We start from the raw sequence: 25,269 nt of genomic DNA, 5'->3' as shown, positions 1-25,269 counted from the left end.
TTGCGCTCAATCGTCCGGTCATAGCTGTTGTCGCGCATCGGATCGTCCTCCGCTGGAGCGATCCAATCAGCGAATTAGTGAACATGCACAGCAATGACGAGCTTGGGGGCGTCGCGCGCGCGATATCCAATGCCGTTGGCTGTGAAGGCAAGCCTTACCGATCCGATCCGCCGGTGCGGGTGCGCACCGTCGGGCTCGTGCCCGGCTGCACGCCCGGCCGCGTCTGGCTTGCGCCTGTACGCGCGCGCTGGCGCTCGCCGTCATGCAGCGAAGACTGGTACTTTGCGCGGGTGACGGCGAGCGTCGAGCCGCGCCAGGCCGCCAGCATCACCAGCGCCGAGCGCTCGCCGAGCCGGTCATAGAGCCGCGACAGCCGGTACACGTCGTTCACAGAGGTCCCGATCTCCGGCTTGAAGAACAAGAGGATGCGCTGGAAGACCGGGCTCGGCATGTCGAGTGCGCGCGCGGCGACCGCGAGCGCTTCGCCGCCGGCATCGTCGACGATCTGGGCCGCGACGCGCGAGGGCAGGATCAGGCTGTCGCCGAGCTCGAGGGTGAAGTTCTCGATGTCACCCGCGATCGCCGCCATCTCCAGGATCTGGATCGCGCGCTTGGCGCGCACGGCCGGAATCCGCGGCGCCGCTTTGAGCGGGGTCTGCGCCAGATTGTGCAGGATCAGCGCGCGCTCGGAGGCGCCGGCGCGGAAGAACATGTCGTGGATCTCGGCGGCGTCCTTCGGCTGCATCGCCATGTTCGAGGCCAAGCGCTGCTCGGCCTCGGTGGGCGTGCGGACCGGGGCGGGTGCCGGCGGCTGCGGAATCTCTCGCGCCAGCGGAACCCTGCGGCCTTCCTGGGCGGCGACCAGTCCGAGCTTCTGGAGGATCGGGACCGGCGTCGATGGATAGACCGCGAGCCGCGCCTTGACGGCGGCGCGCGTCGCGTCGTCGACCTGGTCGATCAAACGTGTGGCGAGCTCGACGAATTGCCGCTGTTCGTCATCGCTGTGGACGCGCGTCTGGACATAGAGGTCGGTCAGCACGCGCAGCAGCGTCGGACGGATGTCGACGCCTTCGCGACGGGAGAGGGTCATCAGCCCGTCGAATCCGGGAAACAGCGACTTGGTCATTGAGGCGTACGCAACTCGGGAGAGACACTTGTCACGAGCCTATCGCAGGTTCTTTTAAAGTCTCGTTAAGGAAAACGAGGCGTGAAGCCGGCTCGGCAATTTATGGCATTGTCGTGCCGCAACGGGACGGCGCGGCACGGCCCGCGCGGTTACGGTCCGGAAAGCGCGTTTACATCCCGTTAACCATGAACTGATCTTAATGAATGCATGTTGCATGAGCGGTTTGGTCGCGCGGCAATTGATAGAGAGCTGGATATGGGGACGATCATCGAATTTCCGGCCGGTCGCCGGGCAGGCTCGTCGGGGGATGCCACACCGCGCACGGAAACGGGAATGGTTCTGATCCTCCCGGTGATCCGTATCGAGCGCGTGGCGGACGAAACCAGCGGCGATCGCGGGCCAGAGCAGGGCACAGCGCCGGGGCGCCGTCGTCGCCGCCGCTGACGTCCGGCTTTGCAATGCCGGACACCATTCGCCAGATCCGGCCTTTCGTATCGGCCGTCCTGCTCGCGCTGCTCGGCGCGACGCTCGGCGCCTGTAGCGGCGGCGATTTCGGCCGCACCCGCGCCGACATGCGCAGCGACGACATGCATCGCTGGCTGGGTGCGGAGGTCACCTCCAGCGTCGGCCTGAAGCCCTCGCAATTCCAGCTCACCGACGAAGAACGCCAGCTTCGCGACCTCGCCTATCCCATGATCGAGCCGCCGTTATCGCGCCCCGCCTGGAAGACCGTGTTCGGCGACTACAAGCCGCTGCCATCGCCCTGGCGGCAGAAGATCGTGTTCGACCGCACCATGTACGGGCGCACGCTGATCGACGAGCCGCACCGCTCGCATTCCTCGCGCTATGCGCAGCTGATCGAGGACGTGCGCAACGACATCACACGCTTCGAGCCGTTCTTCGCCAGCGCCATCCGCGTCATCGATCTCGACAGGAAGCGCGATGCCAGCATGGCGCGCGTCTCCGCGCTCTCGCCGAGGGAGAAGGACGACGCGGTCGCGCGCATGCAGGAGAACTCGCTGATCGTGCAGTGGGTGCAGCAATGCCTCGAGCAGCGGGTTTCATCCTACCGCTGGGCGCTGGAGCGGCTGGTGATCCAGGCCCCCGACGGCATGGCCGCCGACGCCGACCGCCTGATCGGCGAGCTCGCCGCCCAGACCGCCAACCCGCCGGTCGCAGCGCAGCCGCCCTACGGCCGCGCGCTCGTCTCGAAGGGCTGACGTACAAGCTCGCCGCATAAACTCGCTGCCTGTCGAGCGCGGCCATCTTACCTCGCGGCCAATCGGCGCGACGAGGTTGAGCCGCCTGTCGTGCGCGATCCTAGGCACCTTATGCCGGCGGTAGCCCGCTAACGCTCTTGTGGCATCGGGAACCGCATTGATTGTGCTTGTCCTTCCGGGCCGTCTGGATAGGATTATCTCGTTTCTTCAAGTCATTTTACCCAAAGGTCCTTCAAGATGAGCTTAGACGCCACGCGTCCGTTCAAGAGCCGTCTGGACGTTTCACCACACCACCTGCTGGCACTTGCCATTCTGCTTGGATCGACAGGCTCCGCAGCCGCGCTGACCAAGGAGGCGGCGATCGAGAATTGCCGGATGACCGTCGGCAGACCGATCGTGCAGGGGTGCATGCGTGCAGGCGGAGGCCCCGCCGGGGGCGCCAATCTGGAAGCTTGTCGCGCCAAGGCCACGCCTCAGGTCCGGGCCTGCGTGCAAGCGGCGCTGAATGCCGCCAATGGCCGCGCCAATGTCGCAGTCGAGCTTCCGAAGGAAGCGGCGCCCAAGCTCGAGCAAGGCGCTGCGCTTCCGAAGGACTTCGTTGCGCCGCCGCGCAGCATCGCCGACATCACGGCGATCCTCGACGGCGACAAGCCCGACGAGAAGATGATCGCCGAATTGAAGTCGGATGCCGATGCCGCACCGAGCGGGAAGGAATCCCGTCAGGATCTGGCGCAGTTCTATTTCGATCGCGCCAACGCGCGCGCGCAGCTCGGCCGGCTCGGCGAAGCCATCGCCGACGCCGACAAGGCCGTGGAGGTTGGGCGCGGCGCCGTCAGTCCTCATTTGCTGGGGCGGATGTTGCAGCTCCAGTCCCTGCAGCACGCTCTTGCAGGCGATCCGAAACGCTCGCTTGAGATCATGCAAAGGCTCCTGCGCGAATCGGCCAGCATGCCGGGCGCCAGGGGAATGCAGTTCAATACGAACCGCGCGATCGCATCCGTCCTCATTCAGATGGGAGACGTCGCGCAGGCGGAGGCCTATCTTCGCCGCACCCAGACCGCGATACAGGAGGCCCGCACCAGCGGTCATCCCAATTGGCGATCCGCCTATGCTCGATTTGGCCAGAGCTGGGAGGGCGAGCTGGAGATCGCTCGCGCCTTGATCTTCGAGGCACGCGGACAGTTTGCCGAAGCCGAGGCTGCCTATCGCACGGCAGAGCTTCGCAAGCGCGCAAGCACGAAGGCCGTCATGGAATCGGACAATCCACCGGCCGAGACCCTTCTGCTGCAGGCGATCGACGGGACCGTGTTGAACCAGGCGCGCATGAAGGCGAAGCAGGGCAGGCTCGCCGAGGCCGAGGTGGACGCGCGCCGCGCGCTGCTCTCGCGCCTGAAGGATACCGGCAAGTACAATCCCGTGACGCCGCGTTTCGTGATGGCGCTGGCGGGCATTCTGGTCGATCAGGGCCGTTACGAGGAGGCGGAGAAGCTCGGCCGTGTTGCCCTCGACATCAACAAGACCGTGGGTGTGCCGGAGGATTCGCACGCGACGGTGCAGCTGCTGTCGCAGCTTGCCGGCATCTTGACGCTTCGGCGCAACAACGCCGAAGCAAGCGCGATGTTTGCTCGGATCGACAAGGCTGTGGCCGGCTGGGAGCCGCAGCGCCGCCAGGTGTTCGAGCTCAATCCGGCCCGGATCCTGTCGCTCTATGGTTCCGGGCAGCTCGACGCAGGCATTGCCGCCGCCGAGCAGCTCGTGAAGAAGCAGATCGCCCGGGTCGGCGAAAATCATTTCGACGCGGCTTCGGCGCGTGGCACGCTGGCGGTCGGATTGATGCGCGCTCGGCGCGATGCCGATGCCATCAGGGAGTTCAAGGCCGCCATTCCGGTCATGATGGCGAGCGCCAACGAAAATGCCGATGACGAGAACACGACCGTGGTGGCTGCGCGGAGTCAGCGGCTGCAGACCATCGTCGAGAGCTATCTGCTGCTGCTCGGCAGGGCGGAAGGAGCCGGCAAGGAGGTCGGCGAAGAGACGTTCAGCCTCGCTGACGCCGTCCGTGGTCGCTCGGTGCAGCAGGCGCTGGCGGCGTCGAGCGCGCGTGCGGCGGCAAAGGATCCCGCCCTCGCCGAGCTCGTGCGCAAGGAGCAGGACCTGACCAAGCAGGTCAATGCCCAGCTCGGCACGCTCAACAACGTGCTCGCGCTTCCCTCGGCGGAGCGCGACGAGAAGGGCGTTGCGCAAATCCAGGCCTCGATCGCCGCCTTGCGCGGCCAGCGCGACAAGGCACGCCAGGAGATCAAGCAGAAGTTCCCGACTTACGCCGATCTCGTCTCGCCCAAGCCGCCGAGCGTTGCCGAGATTCGTGCGACGCTGGCCGACAGCGAGGCCATGCTGTCGTTCTATTTCGGCCAGAACGGCAGCTTCGTCTGGGCCGTGCCGAAGTCGGGGCCGGTGGCGTTCGCGGCCGTCCAGGCCAGGATCGGCGACATCGAAACGAAGATCCGCAAGCTGCGCGAAGCGCTCGAGCCGCAGGCCGCGATGATCTCGGACATTCCGCCCTTCGATCTCAAGCTCGGCCATGAACTTTACGAGCTGCTGCTCAAGCCGGTCGAGAGCGGCTGGAAGCCGGCCAGGAACCTGATCGTCGTGACCAATGGCGCGCTGGGACTGTTGCCGCTGGCGTTGTTGCCGACGGCACCGGCAGAGGTGGCTGCGGATGAGGACCCGCTCTTCATCGGTTATCGCAACGTGCCGTGGCTGGCGCGAACCCATGCCGTATCGACGGTGCCGTCGGCGGCGGCGTTGCGCACATTGCGGCAGCTGCCGCCGGGCAAGCCCGGCCGCGGCGACCTCGTGGCCTTCGGGGATCCCTATTTCAACAGCGATCAGCAGGCCGAGGCGGAAGGCGGGCAGAAGATTCAGGTCGCCGACGCCAGCGGCAACGTCACGCGCGGCGGGCCGCTGAAGCGACGCAACAGTCCCAAGCTCGAGGGCGTCGACAGCGCCGAGCTCGGTCTGTTGCCTCGTCTGCCCGATACCGCGGACGAGCTCAAATCGATCGCGCTGGCGCTGCAGGCGGACCCCTCGAAGGTGCTGTTCCTTGGCAAGAGCGCGACCGAGAGCGCCGTGAAGACGATGAATCTGTCCGGCTTCAGAATCCTGGCCTTTGCCACCCATGGTCTGGTCCCGGGCGAGCTGAACGGATTGACGCAACCGGCGCTCGCGTTGTCGTCACCGGCGGTGACGGGCGAGGGCGGCGACGGGCTCTTGACCATGGAGGAGATCCTCGGTCTCAAGCTGGACGCGGACTGGGTCGTCCTGTCAGCCTGTAACACCGGCGCCGGCGCTGGCGCAGGGGCCGAGGCGGCATCCGGGCTCGGGCGCGCGTTCTTCTATGCCGGAACGCGGGCGCTGCTGGTGACGAACTGGTCGGTGCATTCGCAGTCGGCACGGCAACTGGTGACAGACTTGTTCAAGCGGCAGGCCGAAGATCCCAAGCTGTCGCGCAGCGAGGCGCTGCGCCAGGCGACGATGGCTCTCATCGATGGTCCCGGCTATCTCAACAGCGAGGGCAAGACCGAGTTCGCCTATGCGCATCCGCTGTTCTGGGCGCCGTACACCATCATCGGCGATGGCGGCTTGCGTTGACCAACCGGGGAAGGGGTGCACGGACAATGAAGCGGAATGTCTTGCTGGGCCTCATGGCCGCAGGTTTGCTGTTCTCCGGACCAACGCGCGCCACGCCATTGATTACGGAAGAGGAAGCGAAGCTGCCGCCGCCGAAGGGCGCGGTTGCCGTCGATCAGCGCGGCATCATGCGCGGCCCCAAAGTCGAGTTCGTCTCGCCGGGCGACTCGGCGAGTTCACCTCTGCGACTGGTATTGAAGTTTCAGTCTTATGGCGGCGCAAAGATTGATCCGGACTCGGTCAGGGTGATCTTCCTCCGGACGCCGAATGTCGACTTGACTCCGCGGGTCAAGCCCTTCGTCCAGCCCGACGGCATCAACATGCAGGATGCGGAACTGCCGCCGGGCGAATACACGGTGCGCGTCGATATCAAGGACAGTGATGGTCGGCCCGGCACGACCATCTTTACGCTGAAGGTCGCACCCAAGTGACGTGCCCCTACTGCCAGTCCGGAACTGCAGAGGGTGCGCTGGTTTGTGCGTCCTGCGGGCGCGACATCGCCGTTCCCGCCACGCTGATCGCCGAGCGTGACGATCTCCTGCGCAAGCGCGAGGAGCTGCGTGATGAACTGCGGAAGGCCAGAGACGAGGTCGAGGCCATTATGAGGCGAAGGAAGTCGCGCTAGCGATGGAATGTCCGTTTTGCGCCGAGACGATCAAGGACGAAGCCATCGCGTGCAAGCATTGCTCGCGGGACTTGCGCGTCGTGCGGCCGACGCTTGTCGAGATTGACGAGATCGTTGCCGATCTGGACAAGATCAGGCGCGATCTCGATCGTGTCAATGTCCGCCTCGAGCGCTACAACAATCCGCTGCGCTATTACGGAACGCATGCGGTGCTCTATATTGCCATTCCGTCCCTGCTGCTGGTGATCGCGCATGTGCTCGTGACCATCACCTTCAACGTGTCCCCGATCCCGCTTCGGATCGCATCGATCGCCATACCGCTGCTGTTCGGTTTCGTGGCCTATCCACTGCATCGGGTCTTCGCCCTGACGGCATTTGTGCTGGGGTTCCTGGCGGCTTGCGTCAGCATCTTCGCGATGCTGACGGTGACCGGGATCCACGATCACGTCCCGATCCTGCCGACGATCTGGATCGAGTGGCGGGAAGTGTTCGAATATGGCGCGAGCATCCTGCTGGCCTTCGTCTCCGGCAATATCTTGAGCGTCGTGATCTTCCAGGTCTTGCCGCGTGTGCTGTCGCACGGGGGCAAACCGAACGCGTTCGCCTTCCGCGTGGCGCGCCTGCTGGGACAACATGTCGGCGAGGAACAACTGCGCCGCCGTGCCCGCTTGATCCAGGACCTCATGCAGACAGCCGGGCCGCTGGCCGGTGTCGCCGCAACCGCGGTCGGCTCGATCTACGCCGGCTTGAAGGGGCTGCTTGGATAGCGTTGCGAACGGTGCGGGGCGGCCGGCGAGAGCAGCACCTGCCTATCGCGATTCCACCACCTCGCCGTCCTCCTTCACGAACCGGCCAACGGGATTCTCCAGGAGATCGATGACGGCTTCCGAGGGACGGCACAGTCGTGTGCCTTTTGGGGTCACCACGATCGGACGGTTGATCAGGATGGGATGCGCGAGCATCTGGTCGATCAGCTCGTCATCGGACCATTTTGGGTCATCGAGGCCGAGGTCGTGAAAGGGCGTGCCTTTCTCCCGCAGCAGCGCGCGAGCGGAGATCCCCAAGCCTTTGATGAGCTCGACCAGCGTTTCGCGGGATGGCGGCGTCTTCAGATATTCGATGACGACAGGTTCGACGCCGCTCTGCCGGATCATCGCAAGCGTGTTGCGCGAGGTGCCGCAAGCCGGGTTATGATAGATCGTGACGGTCATCGGGTTGCCTCCGCAGCAGGGATTGGGCTGGCCGTGCGAGTGTCCGAGCAGCCAATTCATCAGCAGCATATCTGCAAACGCGCCACAAGGCTCCGCAAGGATGAAGCGGGGCGGGTCAGCGGGGCGAAAGGCCGCAAAGGTGTTTGCCAGGGTCGCGCGACCGCCACGGCCGGATGGCGGACGAGGTCGGCGCACGCTTATTGGTCCCGACAGTTTCTGTCAGCCGCAGCGCACCTCCTGAGCGCGCAGCAAGCGGTGCCTGACTGTTCGCGCGATCGCTGCCGGCGCCTCCTCGGGGATGGCAAAGCAGGAACTCGCGTTGATCTCGCACAGAACGTATGTGTCGGCCCCTGACGCATCGCGTGGCCCGTACAGGAAGTCCGCATCCCAGATCACCGGCAGCGAAGATTCATCGATGCCGAGCGTCTCCATCATCTGCGGGGTCCATTCGTGCTCCATGGCCCTTCGCAACGACTGGAACGGCGGCGCATCAGGCCCGTGCATGATTCGCGGTCCCGGTTGCGCCTCAGCAGCATCCGGGCCTCCCTGCGGCGGCGGGATCAAGCCCTTGATCAATTGATGCCCAAAGCCTGCGACCCTGGCGCCGCTCATGTAGCAGCGGATCATCCCCTCGGGCAGACGAGGTTGGAATGCCTGGTCGATGATGCAGCCACCCCAGCCGAAATATTGCTCGCAGCGCGCGATGAGGGCATCGAGCTGGGTGTCCTCAGGCAGGCTGCCACGTTGGGCATGGAGCACCCGGACCATGGCGTCCGTGTTCGGAAGTGCTTCGACCTTCCAAACGCCCTGGCCACCATTGCCGCGATTTTGCTTCAGCACGCGCGGGCCGCTTGCCCGCAGGCGCGATGGAAATTCGGCGCGAAAGGCCGCCACGGTATCATAGCGGTGCGTGTCGGTGCCCCAGCCCAGGTGACGCGTCCGGTAGAGCACCTCTTTGACGCCCATCTTCAGGATCACGTCGGGATGTGCGCTCACCCATGTACCTTGCGCTGCAACGTCGCGCAGCAGGTCGTCGAGCTCGGCGCGGGTTTTGCCTTGATGGATCGGATCGATCCAGACGAGCACGCCGTCGGCGGCGAGCAACTGGTCGCGCACCGCATCGGCGAAGCTTTCGTCGTAGATCACCGGTTGGGCTTCGATGCCGATAGCGGCGAGTGCTTCGAAGACGCGAACGAAGCGGCTGTTTTGCGCCGTCGCCTCCCGGCGCGCGGCAGCATCGCCGCGCGAGAGAATGGCTACGGTGTTGCGGGAAGTGGGGTGTTCCTCGGTGTCCATGCGCAAGCTCCACGAATTGCGTGCTGCGCAGAGCTTGGACCGGAGTCTCACGGGGAGTCTGCTTCATCCCCACGCGGGCAATCTACGTGAGATGGTTCGCATGTTTCAAGACCCAGGTTCGGCCGGTTCCGTCGGAACGTTGAACATTTCTTGACCGGTCGCGGGCATGCGCGCGTTGACAGCTCGTCCGTCGAGGCTTTTACTCGCTGCAACGGGGACATGCGATCTCCCCGTGAGGCGACATGCCCAAGCATCGCGTCCTGATCACCAAGGGCGCCGCATGTCATGATTACCCGATCTCATCCGAACAATTCTTGGTTCATCGTGCGCACGCCGAAGCGCATCGATGGCCGCATCGTGTTGCGTCTCCCGGGTTCATCCGGGCGCCACGTCGCAAGCCGATCTAACCTGGGGCAGGGATTTCACCTGGAGAGAAAGACCATGTGTACACGCATCCTTCATGCCGCCCTGTTTCTCGCGTTCGCGTCAGGGCTGTCGAGCGCACACGCTCTGACACAGGAGGAATTCATCGCCAAAATCCAGGCTGCCGGCTATTCGCAGGTCAGCGACGTCAAGTCGACCGCCGAGGGCACGACCGCAAAGGCCGTCAAGAACGGCAAGCAAGTGCGGCTCGTCGTCGACAGTGGCGGCCAGATCAAGGAGCAGAAGTGAGGCACTGGCGGACGAAATCCAGATTGAGGGAGCAGTTCAATGAGAAAGACAATCCCGGTTCTGATGCTCATCGGCACCTGCTTCATGGTGGCGGCTCACGCCCAGAATGTCGACTGGCAGAAGGTTGATGAGACGCTGGGCCGCAAGCCCACTGTTACGGACGATGTCCATCGCTACGGCTTTCCTCGCACCGATCTCACGGTGACGCTCGACGGCGTGACCATCAAGCCGGCGCTGGCGCTTGGCGGTTGGGTCGCGTTCAAGCCGGCGCATGGCGGCGCCATGGTCATGGGCGACCTCGTGCTGCTCGAGACCGAGGTCAATCCCGTCATGGCGAAGATGATCGCGAGCGGTCTCGAGATCACCGCCGTACACAATCATCTGCTTCGCGCGAGCCCGGCCACATTCTACATGCACATCGCCGGACACGGAGATCCAGTCAAACTGGCCTCGGCCATCCATGATGGGCTTGCCGAAAGCAAGACGCCGCTGACGGCCGCGGCGCCAGGGAACGCGCCGCCTGCCATCGAGCTCGACACGGCCAAGCTCGACCAGATCATCGGCGTCAAGGGGCAGGGCAATGGCGGCGTCTATCAGTTCAACGTGAAGCGGCGCGACCCGATCACGGAGGACGGCATGCCGCTGACTCCGGTCGGCGCTATGGGCGTTGCGATCGCCATCAACTTTCAGCCGACCGGCGGCGGCAAGGCGGCCATCACAGGCGATTTCGTCCTGACCGGCGACGAGGTGAACCCGGTCCTCGCGGCGCTGCGGACGCATGGCATCGAGGTGACGGCGCTGCACAGCCACATGCTGGACGAGCAGCCGCGGCTCTTCTTCATGCATTTCTGGGCCAACGACGATGCCGTCAAACTTGCAGAGGGCTTGCGGGCGGCGCTCGACAAGACGGCCAGCACGAAGAGCTGACGCCCGGGAGGGAGCTGCGCACGATGATGTTCGTCGGGCCAGTCGCGTGCTTGACCGAGTCCAAGTCATCCGAAGCGCTGGTCCAATGCATGGGCGTGGAGCAAGGCACTTGTCGTGCCTTGCCCCGCCGTGCAGCGCCAAGCGCTGCGATCCTTTCTGAACTCATGTGCGGACCGGTTGTTACCGTTCATCGAACAGAGGAGGAAACCATGCGCGTTCTTGCGATGATAACGGCAGTTCTGCTGTCCTGCGCTGTCGGCCCCTTACTTGCCGCCGAAATGGAGAAGGTCCCGACGCAGTCGGGTCCGGCCGCCGTTCCAGTGCAACCGGATCAAACGCCCGGGCAGGCCGAGCAGGCCCGCGAGCAGGACAGAAAGGATGCTGAAGACGTTCAGATTGGCCGTGATTGGAAAGCGCAAGGCGGCAGCGAAGGCGAACGCGCGGGTCGAGCTGACTCATCCGGGCAGGAGCATCAAACCGTGGGCCGAGATTGGCGAGCTCATCCTGACGATCGTGAACGGCGGTGAATCGACAGCCAACCTCCGGACGCTCGCAAGCGCTGGTTGTCTACGAGTCAGTTGAAATATCCATCCGCTGGTCAGAGCGGAGTGCGGAGGGCATTTGACAAATCCGCCTGCTGCGCAATAGTTGCGGGTACGGGGAAGCGATCTCCCCGTGAGGCGACATGCCCAAGAATCGCGTCCCTTTTTCGATAAGGACGCTGCATGTCTGCCGTTTGCCTATCCATCTCCAAACCCTTCTATTCCTCTCGCGTCAGGACCTCGCGGTCGGCCGGTCGCCGCGCGATCGCAGGCTCGTCAATCAGTGGGCGTCGGGTCACTGACAGCCTGCCGGCGGAACGCCGATTCTGGCGCTCAACATGTACGAGCACCTGTCACGTCGATTATGGCGCCAAGGCCAGCAGCTATGTGCTCGCCGGCATCTTGCAGCATATCGCGAGGACGGGAGGTAAGCGGGAGAAGCGTCTGACATAACACCTGATGATTTCGGGGGTACCGCGAGCTCCCCGTGAGATGGATTCCCATCCAAGCGCTCGCCACCTCGTTCCGGGGACGGTCATATGGATGTTCTTGTCTTCACTGTCTTTGCTCTTGCCGCCCTCGTCGGCGGTTTCGTCAGCGGCTTCTCGGGCTTTGCGATGGGTCTGGTGGTTTCCGGCGTCTGGCTGCACATCATCACGCCGATACAGACCGCCACTCTGATCGCTGGATACGGTCTGCTCACCCAGGGTTACGGCATGTACAAGCTGCGACATGTGGTGGATCTGCGCAAGGCATGGCCGCTCGCGCTAGGAACCGTCATCGGCATTCCGATCGGCGTTGGAATTCTCGCCTATCTCGATCCCGTCTATCTGAGGTTCGGCGTCGGATTATTGTTGCTGGTCTACTCGATATATGGCCTCACAAGGCCGGTGTTCGCGCCGATGAAGATCGGGACCGGCGCCGATGTCGCGATCGGCATCTCAAACGGGATGCTTGGCGGGCTGACAGGACTCGGCGGCGTCATCTCCACGATATCGTGCCAGTGGCGAGGTTGGCCGAAGGATGTGCAGCGGGCCGTCTTTCAGCCGGTGCTGTTCGTCGCCTTCGTGGTCATCTCTCTGTCCCAGGCGGCGGCCGGCACGATCACCAAGGAAACACTGATGCTGTACGTACTCGGCGTTCCCTTCATGGTCGCCGGCCTTTGGTCCGGATTCAAGCTGTTCGGAATGATCGACGACGAGACCTTTCGCAAGTCTGTGCTGGCATTGCTGCTGATCGCCGGGCTCTCGCTGATCGCGTCGACACTGCCGTTTTCCTCCCGCTGACCATGAGGCTTCATGCCACTGAAGAGCTTGGGCTTCATCCCGGTCCCGAATGGCCTGAACAGCGATTTCGATGACGCCGCCTTCGATCCGAAGACGCGCGGCGTCTTCATTGCGCACACGGCGCCCGACTGCCTGGAGGTGATCGCCTTCTGGTATTCTCCGGCGAACGATGACTGCAGATGAGCCGAGGCAAGCCGCACGCCGATCCGATGGACCGAAAAGTTGATGATAGGAAAATTGATGATAGGCACCGCCACAAACTTTTCGTTGCGACCTTCCGCATGGGCGTGGCTTGCTCTTGCATCCATGCTGATTTGGTTATTGGGAGGGAACGCCATGGCCGAGACCCTGAATTTTGACAACGTTCCGGCCGGAATGCCGCCGGAAGGATGGACTTTAACGAAGACCGGTCAGGGAGAATCGAAATGGACCGTCGAGGCCGAGCCCACAGCGCCAAGCAAGCCGAACGTCCTCAAGCAATCCGGACGGGCGACTTTTCCGGTCGCCATCAAGAGTGGTACCACCATCCGCGACGGTTTTGTTGAAGTGAAGTTCAAGGCGGTTACCGGGTCCGAAGATCGCGCCGCGGGAATCATCTGGCGCGCCAAGGATGCCGACAATTACTACGTCGTGCGGGCCAACGCACTGGAGGACAATGTCGTGCTTTACAAGACAATCAACGGCATTCGAACGTCACTGGAGATTGTCGGTCGCAAGGGCGGATATGGCGTCCGCACACCGGTGGCGTCCGGGCAATGGCACGCGTTGCGTTGCGACTTCGCGGGACATCGATTCAAGGTGACCTTTGATGGAAAGCCGTTATTCGAGGTGGAGGACGCCACGATTACGAATGCCGGGATGATCGGCCTGTGGACCAAGGCGGATAGCGTGACCCTGTTCGATGATCTGGCATATGGTGAGGTCAAATAGCATCTGCCCAACCTCGCCGGAGTTAGCCATGAACGCTCGATGTCTGTCGGTCGCGACCGCCCTGCTGATCGCGTGCATCAGTCCAATGGAGGCGGAAGAAGCCCTCGTTGCCTACAAATCGCTTAGTCCGGAGCTGGCGCTCGATCTCGCGCGTGCCGCGTTGGATAGCTGCCGCGCCCGTGGCTACCAGGTTGCCGTCGCTGTCGTCGATCGCTCCGGTCTAACGCAAGTGATGCTGCGCGACCGCTTTGCAGGTCCTCACACGCCAATAACGGCATCCGGCAAAGCGTGGACAGCTGCGTCGTTCAAGACCAGTACGACCGATCTGAATGCGATCAGCCAACCCGGCATGATGCAGGCGGGCATTCGAAATCTTCCCGGAACAGTCATCATCGGAGGCGGGCTGATCGTCGAAGCAGGCGGCTCTCTGGTCGGAGCGGTCGGCGTATCCGGCGCTCCGGGCGGCGACGCGGACGAAGCGTGCGCGAAAGCCGGGATCGAAGCCATACGCGACAAGTTGGAGTTTTGAGGCGCGGATCAAGCTCGCGGCTGGAATGCCTTAAACGTTGGCGCGAAGCCGGATCGACGCCTGTCGCTAGGGCTGCGGAGGAAAGCGATCGAACGTCGGCAGCTCGTGTGCACGTTCCATCCAGCGCAGACGCTCGGCGACCTGGATGTGCATCGTGGCCGGCACGGCATCGGGATCATCGTAGGTCGCACTCTGGACGTCGATGATCCCAGGCATGTTGGCGTTGACGTAGAACAGGCCAGTTCCGCAGTCACCGCAGAAGCGCCGCCGAGCATGTTCCGAAGACCGGTACACCTTGGGCTCGCCCTTGGTCACCTTGACCGCATCCTCCGCATACATCGTCCAGCCGACGAGCGGAGCGCCGGCGTGAAGCCGGCAATCGCGGCAGTGGCACAGCGCGTGCACGATTGCTTCGCCCTCGATTTGATAACGGATTGCGCCGCAGTGACAGCCGCCGGTGATGGTGCTCATGCGTTTCTCCCGCTTAACGCAAGTTTTTCAGATCGATAGCGCTGGAAACGTGCTGCTTCAACGGGCGCAATCGATTTTCGATTGCGTCCTACTGTCGCCTGACATCTCCCGCCATCGCGGCTGCGGTCAGATTACTGGGGAGCAATTGTCGGCCGCGCGGTTCCGCACGCGCAACGGCCGATCCCTCGATGATGGCATTGTGCCGGTGTTTTGCCCGACGTGTCAAAAGGACGTTTGGCCCGAGCCCAGCGCCTCGCGGCCGCTATGGAGGAAATGCCGACATGAAAACGGTCTTGACTTCAGTAGCTTGGCTACTGTGCATGGGGTTGTTTTCGCAGTTTTGTTGCTGCGCTGCCGAAGCGGCGCGCTTCAGCGCCGGCTGCGCGGCGCTTCGGCTTTGGCCGGCGGCTCGGTCTGGGGGGCGCAGGTCGCGGCCGCGAGCGAGCCTTGCGCCTGCGGCATCAGGCCGGGCTCGGGGGCGAGCGCCTTCATCACGATCAGCCCGGTGGTAGCAGGGGAATCGATGATCAGGCGGTCGGCCGCGGTGACCTCCTCGTCCTCGGGCAGCTCGTTGTGCTGCGCCTCCGTCATCAGGTCGAGCTCGATCACCTTGCGGCCCGCGGAGCGGTCGTTGATGGCGTAATAGGCGATCTCGTTACGGGTGTAGAACGACACCGAGGTGTAGGCCGGGCTCACCGGCACGGTCAGCTTGATCGGCCCGCCCGACAGATCGTAGCGGCAGATCGCGAGCGCAAAGGCCGGATCCATGAACGGCATCGGTGAGGTCTGCGGATCGGCGAGGGGAAGCTGGGTGACGGCGTTCACCTTCGTCATCGGCGTCAGCCGCGAATAGGCGTCCTGCGTCGCGATCCGCGGCAGCGCCAGCACGCTGACGAGATGGACCACGAGACCTAGAATGATGCCGGCAACGATGGTGAACAACAGGCGGATCATAAGCAGCCCACCGTCGTGATCTGCGGCATCGGCGCATCGCGCTGGGTGCGAGTGGCGACGCCGACGGGGGTATCGTAGAGGCGCAGCATCAAGGCGTAGCGCTCGATGCCGCCGGTCGGCAGCCAATTGCCGGCGCGCGAGCGCGAGGCGATGCGGATCTCGAACGAGCCGTCGGACTGGCGCACGATCTCCTGGCTGGTGAAGCCGTAGCGCTGCAGCGAATTGGCGACGAGGTGGCCCTTGCGGTCGTACAGCGTCAGCGTCCAGAACCGCGCCGGCGGTGTCACGCCGGAGACGATCACGTCGCAGCGGCCGTCGAGCGCCTTCTTCTTGTCGTCGGTGGTCGCGGTGAAGGCGACGCCGTCGCCGGTGCCGATCGGCAATTCGCCGTTGCGCACAATAGTGGCGCGCGAATAGGGATCGACGTCGGCGGTGCCGGTGCGCGGGCGCGCGGTCCAGGCGCCGATGGTCAGCGCGCCGATCTCGGTGCCGCGCGTCGTCGTCATCCAGGTGGCGCCGACGCCGACCACCGTCGCGAGCAGAAGGGCCGTCAATGTGATCAGGATCAGCCGCACGGGTTTCGATCAGTTCTTGCGCGGGGCGGAGGCGTTGGCGTTCTCTTCCGCATAGTTCTGCGGGAAGGCGAGCGCACTCGTCGACGAGGCCGGCTTGGTGTCGGCGGCCGATTTGTTCGCCGTCTTGGCCGCATCATCCAGCAGCTTCTCGACGCGCACCAGAACGTCGGCGCCGCGCTTGGTCAGCACGGGCGGCGGACCGGGCTTGGTCTCCAGCACCTTCGGCGCCGCATTGGCCTGCGCGTTGCTGACATGCTGCGGCGGCAGCTTCTGACCCATGCCGATGCCGGCGATCTCCCGCACCTCGACGCCCTGATGCGCCGCGACCATGATGTCGTGCCAGGTCTGCGCCGGCAGCGAGCCGCCGGTCATGCGGTTGGTGGGCGAGTAGTCGTCGTTGCCGTACCACACCGCGCAGGTGAAATTGCCGGTGTAGCCGACAAACCAGGCGTCGCGATACGCGTTGGTGGTGCCGGTCTTGCCCGCGGTCGGAATGCCGTCCAGCGCAGCGCGGCGCGCGGTGCCTTCGCTGACGACGTGGCTCATCATGCCCGCCATGTCGGCCGCAACGGAGGCGGGGATCGCCTGGCGCGGCTTCGGACCGTCACGGTCCCAGCGCCAGACGAGGTCGCCGGCGCCGGTACGCACCTCCAGTACCGAATGCGGCGTCACCGCCTTGCCCCGGTTCGGGAACGTCGCATAGGCGACGGCATGCTCGAGCACCGTGACTTCGTCCGAGCCGATCGGCAGCGACGGCGTATCGGGCAGCGGCGCCTTGATGCCGAAACGGCGGGCGACCTCGACGATCTTGGCGCGGCCGACCTTGGCCGGGTTCGGCGCCTTCGGCTGATCCCGCCGGCCGATCTCGATCGACAGCTTCACCGGCACGACGTTGATCGAGCGCGTGATCGCCTGGGTCAGCGTCACCGAGCCGGAATAGGAATGGCCATAATTCTGCGGGCACCAGTTGCCGATGCAGACGGGGCCGTCGACCACGACCGAGTTCGGCGTGTAGCCATTCAGCAGGGCGGTGGTGTAGACGTAGGGCTTGAACGAGGAGCCGGGCTGGCGATAGGCGTCGGTGGCGCGGTTGAACTGGCTGGCGCCGTAGTCGCGGCCGCCGACCATAGCGCGGATGCCGCCGTCGAGATCGGCGACGACGGTCGCCGCTTGTGTCGCGTGATAATCGCGGCCGAACTGGCGCAGCTGGTTCTCGATCGCGTCCTCGGCGGCCTTCTGCACATTGGTGTCGATCGCAAGGCGTACCACGAAGACACGCTCGGTGTAGGACTTCGGGAAGGTGTCGACGAGCTTGCGCATCTCGTCGAAGGCGTAGTCGAGATAATAGTTCGGCGACGCTTCGTCGCGGCGGTCGACCGCGAAGGCCGGATTGCGGCGGGCGCCGAACACCTGGCCCTCAGTCATGAAACCGGCATCGACGAGGTTGTCGAGCACGACGTTGGCGCGGGCGCGGGCGGCGGGCAGGTTGATGTGCGGGGCGTATTTGGTCGGCGCCTTGAACAGGCCGGCGAGCATCGCCGCTTCCGCCAGCGTCACGTCGCGCGCCGACTTGTTGAAGTAGAAATGCGCGGCGCCATCGACGCCAAAGGTGCCGCCGCCCATATAGGCGCGGTCGAGATAAAGCTTGAGGATCTCGTTCTTGCTCAGGCGCCATTCCAGCCAGATCGCGAGGAAGGCCTCATTGACCTTGCGCTCGATGGTGCGCTCGTTGCTCAGGAACAGGTTCTTGGCGAGCTGCTGGGTGATCGAGGAACCGCCCTGGCGAACGCCGCCGGCCTGGGCATTGGTGACGAGAGCGCGCGCGGTGCCGGCGACGTCGATGCCGAAATGGTCGTAGAAGCGGCGGTCCTCGGTCGCCAGCGTCGCCTTGATCAGCACGTCCGGAAAGTCTTCCAGCGGGATCGAGTCGTTGTGCTTGATGCCGCGGCTGCCGATCGGGTTGCCGTAGCGGTCGAGGAAACTCACCGCGAGGTCGGACTTCTTCAGCCAGTCCTCGTCCGCGGTCTCGCGGAAGGCGGGGATGGCGAGCGTGAGCATCACGACCAGGCCGCCGAGGCCGACGGTGGCGGCTTCCGACAGCGGCTCGATGAACACCCAGCGCTTCCACCGCCCGACATAGAACCGGTCCATGAAGGTCGAGTAGCGCTCGTAGAGCTCGCGGATGCCCTTGGCCGAGGAGAATAGCGAGGAGTCGATGCGCGCATCGAGATCCAGGAGGAAATTCCGGATCTTCTGCTTCCAATGCGGTGGTATGATCTGGCGCACCTAGAACCCTTGCGGCTTGCTTCGAAAGCGTTCAAGCACCCGGCCGGGGCGGCATCGAGACGTCTTGCGGGAATGTTGCGGCAAACCCAAGGCGCCCGGTTCGCGTCCTTTGGGGACTTGCTGTTCGTTCTAGCCGAGCAGGGCCCATAAACCAATGGCCACGCTCGCGATTTTGAACAACAGGCCTAATTGACCCCGGGTCATTACGGGCCTCAAAGGGCCTCTGCTTGCACCTGCACAGCCGCACGCCGTAGATGACATCGCCGTAGCTCTTTCGAACTCTTGTTGAGGCGCATGACCGCAGCTCCCAAACGACCTTCCGGCCAGGAAGGATTCTTCTGGAAAACCAAGACGTTGGAAGAGATGTCTCAGGATGAATGGGAAAGCCTCTGCGACGGCTGCGGGCGCTGCTGCCTGAACAAGCTCGAGGACGAGGACACCGGCGAGATCTATTTCACCCATATCGGCTGCAAGCTGCTCGATGGGGCGAGCTGCGCCTGCAAGGACTACCCGAATCGCTCCGACAAGGTTCCGGACTGCGTCCGCCTCACCCCGGCCAATGTCCGCATCCTGAACTGGCTGCCGCCGAGCTGCGCCTACAAGCTAGTTGCCGAGGGGCGCGACCTCTATTGGTGGCATCCGCTGGTGTCAGGCGATCCCAATACCGTGCATGAGGCCGGCGTCTCCGTACGTGGCCGGGTCGAGGGCAGCGAGGAGGAGATCCCGGACGAGGATCTCGAGGACCACATCGTGCAATGGCCGGCCGCGCTGCCGAAACGAGCCCGCCTGAAGCGACGGCCGAAGAACTGACTGCCGCAGACTCCGGATCACGGGTTCGGGATGACCCGGCGGCGGGATGCACCCATGCGCCCCGGTGCCTGCCCGGGAAGGATTTTGCTGTCTACATTGGGCTGCATAGAACGAATCCTTCGCGGCGTTGCGCCGCCACACGACGTCCGAGCGAGATGAACAAGTTCGACCGGCAGAGCAGTTCTGCCGACATCCAGGCGTTGCCTGACGACATTGCCGAAGAGCTGTCCCGCCTTCCGAGCGAAGTCATCAGCGTCGATGACGCGCCATCCGTCGCCCCGCCAGTGCCGCTGTCACAGGACGAGGTCCGCACCATCGTCATCAGCCTAATGGTGACGATGTTCCTGGCCGCGCTCGACCAGACCATCGTGGCGACCGCGCTGCCGACCATCGGACGCCAGTTCCAGGACGTCTCCAGCCTGTCCTGGGTGATTACGGCCTATCTGCTCGCCTCGACCGCGGTCGCGCCGGTGTTCGGCACGCTCAGCGACATCTACGGCCGCAAGGCCATGATCATCACTTCGCTCAGCCTGTTCGTCGCGGGCTCGGTGCTGTGCGCGATCGCGCCGAACATGCCGATGCTGATTCTGGCGCGCGGTCTTCAGGGCCTCGGCGGCGGCGGCATCATGCCGGTGGTGCAGACAGTGATCTCTGACGTCGTCTCACCGCGCGAGCGCGGCCAATACCAAGCCTATTTCTCCAGCGTCTGGATGGTCGGCGGCATCCTCGGCCCGGTCATCGGCGGCGTGTTCGCCGAGCATCTGCACTGGTCGATGATCTTCTGGATCAACCTGCCGCTGGCAGCCGCCGCGATCGCGCTGCTGCTGCCGAGGATGAAAAAGATCCCGGTGTTCCACCGCAAGCGAAAGGTGGATTGGCTCGGCGGCGTGTTGCTGATGGCGTCCGCCGTCGTGTTCATGCTGGTGCTGACCTGGGGCGGCACGCGCTATGCCTGGCTGTCGCCGGCCGTGCTTGCGATGCTGGGTGGCGCCGTCGCGCTCGTCGTGACCTTTGTCTGGCACGCGCGGCGTGCGGACGAGCCGTTCCTGCCGCTGCCGCTGCTCGGTGGGACTGTCGCGCCGTTCGCCCTGACGGCCGGCGGTTGCGGTCTCGGCGCGATCACGGGCCTCACCGTGCAACTGCCGCTTTATTACGAGCAGGTCTATCATCTCACCGCCAGCGAGGCCGGGCTTGCGCTGATTCCGCTCGCGGCGGTTTCGACCTGCGGCGCGGCGATTGCCGGCCGCACCATGGCGCGCGCCAAGCACTACAAGCGCGTCGCCATCATCGGCACGTCCTGGGCTGCGCTGTGCGGCCTTGGCCTCACACTCACGACCTTGCCGCTATGGGGCCTCCTCACGCTGATGGCCGCGTTCGCGCTCGGTCTCGGCACGACCTTCCCGGTGTGCGTGGTCTCGCTGCAGAACTCGGTCGCGCGTCCGCAAGTCGGCACCATCACCGGCGCAATGAATTTCTTCCGCTCGCTGATGTCCTCGTTCACGGTCGCGGCGTTCGCGGCGATCCTGCTGATCGCGCTCGGCACCGACGTTCCGCTCGCGGGCGAGCATCACGCCGCAGGCAGCGTCGCAATCCCCGCCGACGAGATGCGGCACGCCTTCCGTTACGTGTTCGGCGCCGCCACCGCGCTGATGACCATCGCCGCGCTCTGCCTGATTGCGATGGAGGAGCGGCCGCTCGCCGGGCCCGCCACCGCGCAGCCGGTCGAGATGGCGGAGTAGGGAATCGCAGCCAGTTAGGCGCGGCTTCGCTCCGGAAAGCTGCTCTTCCGCGGCAGCAGGATCGTGAACTCCGTGAATGCGCCGGGCTCCGTCGTGACGTCGATGGTGCCGCCGTGCTGCTTCACCACGATGTCGTGGCTCATCGACAGCCCGAGGCCGGTGCCTTCGCCGGCTGGCTTGGTGGTGAAGAACGGATTGAACATCTTCTCCCTGACCTCGTCCGCAATGCCGGTGCCATTGTCGCGGATGCGGATCTCGATGCTGTCGCCGCGGTCGCGCGTCGCAGCGATCACCACCGGATCGTAATCGGCTGCGCCCTCGGCCTTGCGCTTGGTGACCGCGTGGAAGCCGTTCGAGATCAGGTTCAGCAGCACCCGGGTGATCTCCTGCGGAAACACTTCGGCTTGCCCGGCCGCGGGATCCAGTTCGCGCTTCAGCGTCACGTCGAATCCCGGCTTCTCGGCGCGTGCGCCGTGATAGGCGAGGTTGAGGCTCTCCTCGACCAGCGCGTTGATGTCGCTCAGCCCATGGTCGCCGCCGCCTTCTCGCGAATGCAGCAGCATGTTCTTGACGATGGAATCGGCACGTCGTCCGTGCTGCACAACCTTTTGCAGATTGCCCTTCAGAAGCCCCGTCAGCTCGTCGACCTCCGCGCGGATGTCGTCTGCGAGCATGACAGGCGCAAGCACCTCGTTCAGCTCGTCCGTCAGCTCGGCGGAGAGAGAAGCAAAATTGTTGACGAAGTTGAGCGGGTTCTTGATCTCATGGGCGATGCCGGCGGTGAGCTGGCCCAGCGATGCAAGCTTCTCGGTCTGGATCAGCCGGTCTTGCGCGGCGCGTAAGTCGTCGAGCGATTTTGCTAGCTCGCGGGTACGGTCCTGCACCTCGTTGAACAGGCGCGTGTTCTCGACCGCGATGACGGCCTGATCGGCAAAGGTCTTGAGCAGATTGATCGCCTTCTCCGGAAAATGACCGGGCTCCCGCCGCGTCACCGCGATGGTGCCGATCGCGATGCCGTCGCGCAGCATCGGCACCACGAGGATGCTGCGATAGCCCCGCGTCCGCGCCAACTCCTTCATGGCCTCGGTGAGATCGGGTTCGCTCTGCATGTCGCTGCGGAAGGCATATTGTCCGCTTCTTGCCACCCGGCTGTGAATGCCTGACGCCGACAGCGGCGTCGGGAAGGAGCTGAGCAAGTCTGCGTTGCCGGCCTCAACGTCCGTGGTGAAGGCTGCCAGATGCAGCATGCCGTCGACGACGCGTGTGACGGTGGAGGAGTGCCCGCCGATCAGCGCCTTGGCGCTGTCGGAGATGGCCTGAAACACCGGCGTCACGTCGGCAGGCGAGGCCGCGATCACCTTGAGGATGTCGGCAGTCGCGGTCTGACGTTCCAGCGCTTCCCTGGTGGCGTTGAACAGGCTCACATTCTTGATCGCGATCACCGCCTGGTCGGCGAAGGTCTGTAGCAGCCGCACGTGATGCTCGGCGAAGCGGCCGGTCGCCCGGCGCGTGGCGATGATGATGCCGATGGCTTCGCCCTCGCTCATCAACGGCGTGAACAGCATGCTGCGATAGCCGCGGGCGCGCGCGATGTCGCGCGCGGCCGGCTCGAGCTCGGTGTCGGGCAGTTGCGCCGCGGCGCCATTGGCCACGAGCGGGTATGGCGGGAACTGCGCAAAGGGCACCGGAAAGGAATTCTGGAGCACACGATCCCCGGCCGGATCGGTCGGGGTGAATGCCGCAAGGTGCGCGGCGCCGTCGATGTAGCGCAGTACCGCCGTGGAGAAGCCGCCGATCAGGCGATTGGCATTGGCGGCGATGGCCTCGAACACCGGCTGCACGTCGGATGGCGAGGCGGCCATCACCTTGAGGATGTCGGCGGTTGCGGTCTGGCGCTCCAGCGCCTCGCGCGTCTCGTTGAACAGCCGTGCATTCTCGATCGCGATCACGGCCTGGTCGGCAAAGGTCTGGAGCAGCTGCACGAGATCGGGCGCGAACGCGCCAGGCTCGGCGCGCGTGACGCTGATCATGCCGACCGGGGCGCCCCGGTTCATCAGCGGCATGAACAGCACGCTGCGGAAGCCGCGCAGCCGCGCCAGCCTTCGGTTCAGCTCCGGGACGTCGGCAGCCTCGCTGTCGGGAAACTGGATCGTCTCGCCATCGCGCACGAGGGCAAACGTTGGGAAGTCCGCGATCTTGCGCGGGAACGACGCCTTGAGCCCTTCGTCCGCCGCCGGACTGGTCGGCGTGAACGCCACGAGGTGCAGCTCGTCGCCGATGAACTGAAGTACGGTGGCGGAGAAGCCGTCGAGCAGGCGTTTCGAACTGGACGCGATCGCCGCGAAGACCGGCCGGGCGTCGGAGGGCGAGGCTGCGATGGTACGAAAGATCTCGGCGCTGGCGTTCTGGCGATCCCGCGCGACCGCAAGCTCGCCGCGCAGCCGTGCATTCTCGGTTGCGGCCGACTGCAATCGCTGTTCGAGTTCTTCGATTTCGTTGGAAGGGACGGTCATTCCTAATCCGGCTTGATGCCGCGACAAGCGCGGCACCGGGCCGGATTATCACATCTTCTGCGGCCGGAGCCAACGCCCCGCCGCTGAAGCCCGGCCGGGCTCACGTGCCCGGCCGCGACACCTCCGTTTCCTTGCTGGTGATGAACTCCAGCAGCACTGGTATCCCTTCCCGCGTTTTCTGGATCCCGCGCTTGATCGCGGGCACGATGTCCTCCGGCCTCAACACACGCTCGCCATAGCCGCCGAAGGCGCGCGCCATCGCGGCGTAGTCACCGGAAATGTCGGTCGAGCGATATTTCTCGGTCGAGACCGGCATCACCTTCAATTCGATCGCCATCGAGAAATTGTTGAGCAGGATCGACATGATCGGGATGCGCTCGCGCACCGCGGTCTCGAAATCCATGCCCGTAAAGCCAATGGCCGCATCGCCCCAGACATTGATACAGAGCTTGTCCGGCTTCGCGAGCTTGGCGCCCATCGCGAGCCCAAGCCCATAGCCGAGCTGCGTCGTCTTGCCCCAGCCGAGATAGCTGAGAGGCTCGACCGATTTCCAGAATGGCGAGAGCTGGTCGCGCGGGCTGCCGGCATCATGCGTGATGATGGTGTTGTGGATGTCGACGGTGTGCTGCAGGTCCCAGAGTACCCGATACGGGCTGAGTGGCGCATCGTTGCTGGTGAGTTTCGGCATCCATTTCGCCAGCCACTGCTCGTGTGAGGCCGCAATCTCCGCCGCGACCACGGAGGCATCACGATCGGACGTAACCGACCTGCCGATCTCCTCCAGCAGTGCATCGAGCACGAGGCCGGCGTCGCCGACGAGGCCGATCCTGGCTTCCACATCCTTGTTGAGATGGTTCGGGTCGAGCGTGGAGTGGATGACGGTCTTGCCCTTCGGCATCGCGATGCCGAAATTGGTCTCGGTGAAGGAGCAGCCGACGCCGAAGATGACGTCGGCTTCAGCCAGAAACTTCGGGACCGCGCGCGGCACCGCGAGCCCGCCCGAACCGAGCGAGAGCGGATGTGTTTCCGGAAAGGACGACTTGCCGCCAAGACTGGTGGTGACGGGGATAGCCAGCCGTTCGGCCAGCCGTCTCAGTTGCGGCCACGCCTGCGCGTAATGCACGCCCTGGCCGGCATAGATCACCGGCCGTTTTGCGTTCACGAGCAGGCTGGCTGCTTCCTTCACGTGAACAGGATCGGCGCCGTAGCGCGTGCGCAGCACCGGCGTGTAGTCGAGCGGCTCCGGCACCTCCTCGTTCCACATGTCGGCCGGTATCTCGACGATCACAGGCCCGCCGCGGCCGTTCTTCAGCTTGGTGAAGGCGCGGCGGAAGATGTTGGCGACCTCGGCCGCGAGGTTGATCGGCTCGGAGGATTTCGCAAATGGCTTCATCGCCTCGCTGGAATTGAAGTTCGGCTCGATATGCGTAAGCCTGCGCGGATAGCCCATCGGCAGCACCAGCACGGGAACGGACTCGCCGAAACACTGCGCAACGCCGCCCATCGCGTTCTCCGCGCCCGGCCCATGCTGCATGCAGAACGCGCCGATGCTGCGCCCCGATGACACCCGCGAGATCGCGTCCGCCATGTGGATGCCGACGCGCTCCTGCCGCACCATCACGGGCCGGATCTCGGCTTTCGCCGCATGCTCGATCAGATGGTTGACCGGATAGCCGCAGAGGATCTCGATGCCCTCACGCCGCATGATTTCCGCGATTGCGGTGCCGAGTTTCATGGCGTCTCTCTCCTGAGGCTTGGCCGGTTGGCCCGGCTGATTGGAGGAGAGAGGATCAGGAAATTGGGTGAGGGTAAAGCGCGAGCAGACGGTAGTCGCGGTAGGTCAGCCATGCGGTGTGCTGCGGTAGCC

23 protein-coding genes and 1 pseudogene are annotated in these 25,269 nt (G+C 64.5%); 15 read left to right on the top strand and 9 right to left on the bottom strand.

Translation table 11 applies throughout. The features are described 5' to 3' along the window. Window positions 1-154: 154 nt before the first annotated feature. Window positions 155-1,126 carry a DUF2336 domain-containing protein gene (locus IVA92_RS16965; RefSeq protein ID WP_247275887.1) on the bottom strand — a complete coding sequence of 324 codons (972 nt, stop codon included), beginning with the start codon at window positions 1,124-1,126 and terminating at the stop codon, window positions 155-157. A gap of 255 nt (window positions 1,127-1,381) precedes the next feature. Here IVA92_RS16965 and IVA92_RS16960 point away from each other — a divergent pair, with 255 nt between their 5' ends. The 6 genes from IVA92_RS16960 to IVA92_RS16935 all read left to right on the top strand — a co-directional run bounded on the left by IVA92_RS16960 (window position 1,382) and on the right by IVA92_RS16935 (window position 7,428). Continuing rightward, on the top strand, window positions 1,382-1,570 hold the full coding sequence (locus tag IVA92_RS16960; protein ID WP_247275886.1) for a hypothetical protein: 189 nt from the start codon (window positions 1,382-1,384) through the stop codon (window positions 1,568-1,570). Between the two features lie 14 nt (window positions 1,571-1,584). After that, window positions 1,585-2,346, top strand: coding sequence for a hypothetical protein (locus IVA92_RS16955; protein WP_247275885.1), 762 nt, complete (start codon window positions 1,585-1,587; stop codon window positions 2,344-2,346). 237 nt (window positions 2,347-2,583) lie between these two features. Further along, on the top strand, window positions 2,584-5,997 hold the full coding sequence (locus IVA92_RS16950) for a CHAT domain-containing protein (RefSeq protein ID WP_247275884.1): 3,414 nt from the start codon (window positions 2,584-2,586) through the stop codon (window positions 5,995-5,997). 41 nt (window positions 5,998-6,038) lie between these two features. Continuing rightward, the gene (locus IVA92_RS16945) at window positions 6,039-6,467 is read left to right on the top strand and encodes a hypothetical protein (protein ID WP_247275883.1); all 429 of its coding nucleotides are present in this window, start codon (window positions 6,039-6,041) and stop codon (window positions 6,465-6,467) included. Then, window positions 6,464-6,661, top strand: coding sequence for a hypothetical protein (locus IVA92_RS16940; RefSeq protein ID WP_247275882.1), 198 nt, complete (start codon window positions 6,464-6,466; stop codon window positions 6,659-6,661). Before IVA92_RS16945 ends, IVA92_RS16940 begins: the two co-directional genes overlap by 4 nt. Before the next feature lie 2 nt (window positions 6,662-6,663). Then, the gene (locus IVA92_RS16935; RefSeq protein ID WP_247275881.1) at window positions 6,664-7,428 is read left to right on the top strand and encodes a hypothetical protein; all 765 of its coding nucleotides are present in this window, start codon (window positions 6,664-6,666) and stop codon (window positions 7,426-7,428) included. 42 nt (window positions 7,429-7,470) lie between these two features. Here IVA92_RS16935 and arsC read toward each other — a convergent pair whose 3' ends face one another. Further along, a complete protein-coding gene (gene arsC / locus IVA92_RS16930) occupies window positions 7,471-7,872 on the bottom strand; it encodes an arsenate reductase (glutaredoxin) (protein ID WP_247275880.1) in 402 nt (133 codons plus the stop codon). Between the two features lie 219 nt (window positions 7,873-8,091). Beyond that, window positions 8,092-9,168, bottom strand: coding sequence for a Cj0069 family protein (locus tag IVA92_RS16925; RefSeq protein ID WP_247275879.1), 1,077 nt, complete (start codon window positions 9,166-9,168; stop codon window positions 8,092-8,094). Between the two features lie 441 nt (window positions 9,169-9,609). Here IVA92_RS16925 and IVA92_RS16920 point away from each other — a divergent pair, with 441 nt between their 5' ends. The 7 genes from IVA92_RS16920 to IVA92_RS16890 all read left to right on the top strand — a co-directional run bounded on the left by IVA92_RS16920 (window position 9,610) and on the right by IVA92_RS16890 (window position 14,054). Continuing rightward, window positions 9,610-9,840, top strand: coding sequence for a hypothetical protein (locus IVA92_RS16920; RefSeq protein ID WP_247275878.1), 231 nt, complete (start codon window positions 9,610-9,612; stop codon window positions 9,838-9,840). 39 nt (window positions 9,841-9,879) lie between these two features. Next, on the top strand, window positions 9,880-10,767 hold the full coding sequence (locus IVA92_RS16915) for a DUF1259 domain-containing protein (protein ID WP_247275877.1): 888 nt from the start codon (window positions 9,880-9,882) through the stop codon (window positions 10,765-10,767). Between the two features lie 378 nt (window positions 10,768-11,145). Continuing rightward, on the top strand, window positions 11,146-11,349 hold the full coding sequence (locus IVA92_RS16910; protein ID WP_247275876.1) for a hypothetical protein: 204 nt from the start codon (window positions 11,146-11,148) through the stop codon (window positions 11,347-11,349). A 499-nt stretch (window positions 11,350-11,848) separates the two neighbouring features. Next, entirely contained in the window at window positions 11,849-12,595 is a 747-nt protein-coding gene (locus tag IVA92_RS16905; RefSeq protein WP_256464957.1) for a sulfite exporter TauE/SafE family protein, read from the top strand. A gap of 12 nt (window positions 12,596-12,607) precedes the next feature. Further along, window positions 12,608-12,778, top strand: coding sequence for a hypothetical protein (locus tag IVA92_RS16900; protein ID WP_247275875.1), 171 nt, complete (start codon window positions 12,608-12,610; stop codon window positions 12,776-12,778). Window positions 12,779-12,931: 153 nt separating this feature from the next. Continuing rightward, the gene (locus IVA92_RS16895) at window positions 12,932-13,525 is read left to right on the top strand and encodes a hypothetical protein (RefSeq protein WP_247275874.1); all 594 of its coding nucleotides are present in this window, start codon (window positions 12,932-12,934) and stop codon (window positions 13,523-13,525) included. 28 nt (window positions 13,526-13,553) lie between these two features. Continuing rightward, window positions 13,554-14,054, top strand: coding sequence for a heme-binding protein (locus IVA92_RS16890; RefSeq protein ID WP_247275873.1), 501 nt, complete (start codon window positions 13,554-13,556; stop codon window positions 14,052-14,054). A 66-nt stretch (window positions 14,055-14,120) separates the two neighbouring features. Here IVA92_RS16890 and IVA92_RS16885 read toward each other — a convergent pair whose 3' ends face one another. The 4 genes from IVA92_RS16885 to IVA92_RS16870 all read right to left on the bottom strand — a co-directional run bounded on the left by IVA92_RS16885 (window position 14,121) and on the right by IVA92_RS16870 (window position 18,340). Continuing rightward, the gene (locus IVA92_RS16885; protein WP_247275872.1) at window positions 14,121-14,525 is read right to left on the bottom strand and encodes a GFA family protein; all 405 of its coding nucleotides are present in this window, start codon (window positions 14,523-14,525) and stop codon (window positions 14,121-14,123) included. Window positions 14,526-14,894: 369 nt separating this feature from the next. Further along, on the bottom strand, window positions 14,895-15,479 hold the full coding sequence (locus tag IVA92_RS16880) for a DUF1254 domain-containing protein (protein WP_247275871.1): 585 nt from the start codon (window positions 15,477-15,479) through the stop codon (window positions 14,895-14,897). Then, window positions 15,476-16,054: a DUF1214 domain-containing protein gene (locus IVA92_RS16875; protein WP_247275870.1), complete on the bottom strand. Its 579-nt coding sequence runs from the start codon at window positions 16,052-16,054 to the stop codon at window positions 15,476-15,478. Before IVA92_RS16875 ends, IVA92_RS16880 begins: the two co-directional genes overlap by 4 nt. A gap of 9 nt (window positions 16,055-16,063) precedes the next feature. Further along, complete coding sequence (locus IVA92_RS16870) at window positions 16,064-18,340, bottom strand: PBP1A family penicillin-binding protein (protein WP_247275869.1); 2,277 nt, start codon at window positions 18,338-18,340, stop codon at window positions 16,064-16,066. A gap of 294 nt (window positions 18,341-18,634) precedes the next feature. Between IVA92_RS16870 and IVA92_RS16865 the strand changes: the two genes are divergently transcribed. Together IVA92_RS16865 and IVA92_RS16860 are read left to right on the top strand one after the other, a co-directional pair. Next, a complete protein-coding gene (locus tag IVA92_RS16865; RefSeq protein WP_247275868.1) occupies window positions 18,635-19,150 on the top strand; it encodes a YcgN family cysteine cluster protein in 516 nt (171 codons plus the stop codon). Window positions 19,151-19,305: 155 nt separating this feature from the next. Then, window positions 19,306-20,889 (top strand): MDR family MFS transporter, encoded by a 1,584-nt coding sequence (locus IVA92_RS16860; protein WP_247275867.1) that lies wholly within the window; start codon window positions 19,306-19,308, stop codon window positions 20,887-20,889. 14 nt (window positions 20,890-20,903) lie between these two features. Here IVA92_RS16860 and IVA92_RS16855 read toward each other — a convergent pair whose 3' ends face one another. Together IVA92_RS16855 and IVA92_RS16850 are read right to left on the bottom strand one after the other, a co-directional pair. Further along, window positions 20,904-23,402 (bottom strand): GAF domain-containing protein, encoded by a 2,499-nt coding sequence (locus IVA92_RS16855; RefSeq protein WP_247275866.1) that lies wholly within the window; start codon window positions 23,400-23,402, stop codon window positions 20,904-20,906. A 100-nt stretch (window positions 23,403-23,502) separates the two neighbouring features. Continuing rightward, a pseudogene (locus IVA92_RS16850) lies at window positions 23,503-25,146 on the bottom strand (thiamine pyrophosphate-requiring protein); the annotation flags it as partial. Window positions 25,147-25,269: the final 123 nt, after the last annotated feature.

It is taken from the genome of Bradyrhizobium sp. 154 (assembly GCF_023073875.1).
Classification (GTDB): domain Bacteria; phylum Pseudomonadota; class Alphaproteobacteria; order Rhizobiales; family Xanthobacteraceae; genus Bradyrhizobium.
The sequence above is the reverse complement of the archived record's forward strand: the minus strand, read 5'-3'. Positions and strand labels throughout refer to the sequence as shown.